We start from the raw sequence: 2,882 nt of genomic DNA on the forward strand, positions 1-2,882 counted from the left end.
AGCACCGACCACATCGGGCAGGCGCCGCAGGTTGGTCCGGTCGATCGGAATGACCTTCATGAATCGGGCCAGCCGCCCCAGCGCCGGCCAGGAGATGAGTTCGGCCTTGGCGACAAACGATCCGGGCAGTACCGCCCCGATCGCGAAGATGTCCACCCAGGACACGTGCCCACTGACCACCAGCACCCCACGCAGATTGCGGATCGGCCCGCCCGACACCGTTATTCGCATCCCCAGACAGCGCAACATCATTCGGCAGTAGGCCCGTTGCACATGGGAACGCCCCGGCAGCTTCACCGCCAGCAGCGGCAGCGCCGGCAGCAGCACCGCCAGCAGCGCCAGTCGCATCGCGACGCGCATCGCGACCAGCGCCGGGGCTCCGGTTTCCGCGCCGCCCGCCTGCAGGCAGTCCGCGCCGCACGACGCCCGCGGCAGCCAGGAGTGGTCGGTGGTCATGATCCGACGGCCTCCGCCGCCGCCCCCACAGATCGCAGTCGCCGCAGATAGCGGGCATCGGCCAGGCGTTTGTCCAGCAACGCCGGGAAGTCGCCGACGGCGAAGTCACGGTCGTGGGCAGGCTCGCCGAGCACCTTGGCGCCCAGGCGCAGATAGCCGCGCATCAGCGGCGGGATGACCGGACGGTCTGGCGGGTCGATGTCGTCGAGGACGACCCCGTCGATGAGCACCGGCCGGTACGGACGCACGGTGTACTGCACCGGGGCCGGATGCCGCAGGCGCACGAAGTCGCGGACCCCGCGGATCTGGGTACCCGGCTTTCCGATGCCGTGCACCGGCACCGACACACACCCGGTGACGTACTCGTAGCCGCAATGATCGAGGTAGGCGAGGATTCCGGCCCACATCAGCAGCACCACGCCGCCGTTGCGGTGGTCGGCGCGCACCACCGCCCGTCCCATTTCGACCAGCGACGCGCGCAGCGGGTCAAGCGCATGGATGTCGAACTCGGTTGCCGTGTACATCCCGCCGGCGGCGATCGCCCCCGGCGGCGGCAGCATCCGGTAGCAGCCCACTAGCTCACCGGAGTTGTCCTCGCGGACCAGCAGGTGATCACAGAACTCATCGAACCGGTCGGCGTCGAGCCCGTCGGCGGTCGCGGGCAGGGCGAAGCCGGGCTCTGCGGTGAACACCTCGTGACGCAGCCGCTGCGCGGCCTCGATGAGCTCCGGGTCAGTCGACAGCAGCAACGAGTACCGCGGCATATCCGTCGACTCGGTCGGTTGATCTGCGGCGATGAGTACAGAAGCAGTGCTCATAGCGAGCACCGTCGCTGAGTCGTTCGGCGCGATGGCAATCACCGTGTGACGTGTTCGTGCACGCTCGGTGACGAGTTAGGGCATGTGGAGTTCGCGCGCTTCGGGCACCCTGGCCGGCGGGCTGCGTCACCTAAATGGCCGCACCGCCGCCGTCCACGTGCAGGGTGGACCCGGTGACGAAACTGGAGCGCGGCGAGACCAGGAACAACACCGCCTCGGCGATCTCGGCGGGGGCGGCGGTGCGACCGAGCGGCAGTGCACGGCCGAGTTCGTCGTTGGTGTCGCCCCACTCCCTGGCCACGCCTTCGGTCGCGGTGGGCCCCGGGGCCACGCTGTTGACTCGCACGCCACCGGTCCCGAACTCGGCCGCCCAGGTGCGCGTCAGCGACTCCACCGCGGCCTTGGAGGCGCTGTAGGTCGATGCGCCCGGCACGCCCTTGAACGCCACCATGCTGGTGACGTTGACGACGGTGCCCCGGCCACGCCGCAGCATTCCGGGCACCAGGGCCGAGACCAGGAAGTACGTTCCGCGCACGTTGGTGTCGAAGGTCTTCTCGAACGTGTCGACGTCCTGGTCCACCGTCATCGCGCCGGGAAAACTGGCGGCGTTGTTGACGACGATGTCGACATCCCCGGCCTGGGCGGCGAGGGTTCTCACCGAATCGAGATCGGCCAGGTCAGCGGCGAGAAAGCGGACGTTGCCTTCGATCTCGGCGACCGCCTGCTGCCCGCGGCGCGGGTCGCGGCCGGTGACGATAACCTCGGCGCCGGCCTGGGCCAGCAGCCGCGCCGACTCCATGCCGATTCCCGCCGTACCGCCGGTGACCAGCGCCACCTGTCCTCGAAGTTCCATCTCAGGCCTCCCGCAACCAATCGGCGAGGCGGGTGGGTGCCCGTACCGCACCCTCCCCGGTGACCAGGCTGGTCCGCGCCACCGGGGTTCCGAAGTAGGTGGCCTGTGGGTCGACGACGACGGTCTTGGCGGCGCCTTGGTGGGCGAGCACGGCACGCGCCATCTCGGCGAACGACATCTTCTCCGGTCCGCCGACGTTGACGATGCCGTTGATCGGCGTGCTCGCGGCAACCCGGGCCACTTCCACTGCCACATCGGCCACCGCGATCGGTTGAATCAGCGCATCGGGCACCCGAACGTCGTCGTCCACGATCAGCGAGCCGGTGATCATTGCGGCGAACTCATGGAATTGGGTGGCCCGAACGACGGTGTAGGGCAGGCCCGATTCGACGATGGTCTTTTCCTGAGCGACCTTGGCCCGCAAATATCCGCTGTCGGGCAGATCGTCGACCCCGACGATGGACAGCGCAACATAGTGGCCGACACCGGTTTCCTTGGCCGCAGCCACCAGGTTGGCCGACGACGCGGTGAAGAACGCCAGCACCGGGTCGTCCTCGAAAGACGGCGAATTCGTGACGTCGACAAGCACATCCGCTCCGGCCATCGCCGCTGCCAAGCCCTTCCCGGTGACGACATCAGCGCCGGACGCGCGCGACGCCGCCACCACGTCGTGACCGGTGGCAGTGAGCAGCTCGACAACCTTGGAACCGACCTGGCCGGAGGCCCCCATAACCGTGATCTTCATTGCGCGAACA

Annotated in this window: 4 protein-coding genes; all 4 read right to left on the bottom strand. The window is 68.5% G+C overall.

Annotation, left to right across the window (positions count from 1 at the left end):
- On the bottom strand, positions 1 to 456 hold a 456-nt coding region (locus tag ACN269_RS34020), incomplete at its 3' end, for a lysophospholipid acyltransferase family protein (protein WP_421477344.1).
- Complete coding sequence (locus ACN269_RS34025) at positions 453 to 1,274, bottom strand: GNAT family N-acetyltransferase (protein WP_421477345.1); 822 nt, start codon at positions 1,272 to 1,274, stop codon at positions 453 to 455. The genes ACN269_RS34025 and ACN269_RS34020, both read right to left, overlap by 4 nt.
- 130 nt (positions 1,275 to 1,404) lie before the next feature.
- Positions 1,405 to 2,109: an SDR family NAD(P)-dependent oxidoreductase gene (locus tag ACN269_RS34030; protein ID WP_421477347.1), complete on the bottom strand. Its 705-nt coding sequence runs from the start codon at positions 2,107 to 2,109 to the stop codon at positions 1,405 to 1,407.
- A gap of 19 nt (positions 2,110 to 2,128) precedes the next feature.
- Positions 2,129 to 2,882: SDR family oxidoreductase (locus ACN269_RS34035; protein ID WP_421477349.1), on the bottom strand; the 754-nt coding region annotated here is incomplete at its 5' end.

Origin of the sequence: Micromonospora sp. WMMD736 (assembly GCF_049179015.1) — a bacterium.
Classification (GTDB): Bacteria; Actinomycetota; Actinomycetes; order Mycobacteriales; family Micromonosporaceae; genus Micromonospora.

What these genes read in the sequence shown, in the direction of transcription:
- ACN269_RS34025 (WP_421477345.1), bottom strand. Translation starts at nt 1,274, where the DNA reads ATGAGCACTGCTTCTGTACTCATCGCCGCAGATCAACCGACCGAGTCG.